The organism is Arsenicicoccus cauae (assembly GCF_009707125.1).
Classification (GTDB): domain Bacteria; phylum Actinomycetota; class Actinomycetes; order Actinomycetales; family Dermatophilaceae; genus Arsenicicoccus; species Arsenicicoccus cauae.
In genome coordinates, this window is record NZ_WLVL01000059.1 from 1 (window position 1) to 863 (window position 863).

Sequence of the window (863 nt, forward strand, 5' to 3'; positions counted from 1 at the left end):
CAAGGACGTGATCTCGCGGATCACCGACCGGGTGATCGAGGAGATGCAGTCCTGGTGGGCCAGACCCCTGGAGAAGGTCTACGCCGCGATCTTCATCGACGCGATCATGGTCAAGGTCCGCGACGGTCAGGTCCGCAACCGCCCGTTCTACGCCGCGATCGGGGTCGACCTGGACGGGCACAAGGACATCCTGGGCATGTGGGCCGGTGACGGTGACGGGGAGTCGGCCAAGTACTGGCTCGCGGTGCTGACCGAGCTGCGCAACCGCGGCGTCAAGGACGTCTTCTTCATCGTCTGCGACGGCCTCAAGGGTCTGCCGGACAGCGTGAACGCGGCCTTCCCCCAGGCCATCGTGCAGACCTGCATCATCCACCTGATCCGCAACACCTTCCGGTACGCCAGCAGGAAGTACTGGGACCAGATCGCCCGCGACATGAAGCCGATCTACACCGCCCCCAGCCCCGAGGCGGCCCGGGCACGGTACGAGGAGTTCGCCGAGAAGTGGGGCACGCCCTACCCGGCGATCAAGAAGTTGTGGGACAACGCGTGGGAGGAGTTCATCCCGTTCCTGGACTACGACGAGGAGATCCGCAAGGTCCTGTACTCGACCAACGCGATCGAGTCGCTCAACGCCCGCTACCGGCGCGCGGTCCGAGCCCGTGGGCACTTCCCGAACGAGCAGTCCGCGATGAAGACGCTCTACCTGGTCACCCGATCACTGGACCCCAAGGGCACCGGACAGAGAAGATGGGTCACTAGGTGGAAGCCAGCACTGAACGCGTTCGCCATCACCTTCGCCGACCGCATGCCCGCGGCGGAGGACCGCTGACCATGCAAACGCCACTTACACCGTTAGCCGGACA

At 64.9% G+C, this 863-nt stretch carries 1 protein-coding gene; it reads left to right on the forward strand.

The window, feature by feature from the left end; all coding sequences use genetic code 11:
* Positions 1-829: IS256 family transposase (locus tag GGG17_RS15880; protein ID WP_154594672.1), on the forward strand; the 829-nt coding region annotated here is incomplete at its 5' end.
* Positions 830-863: the final 34 nt, after the last annotated feature.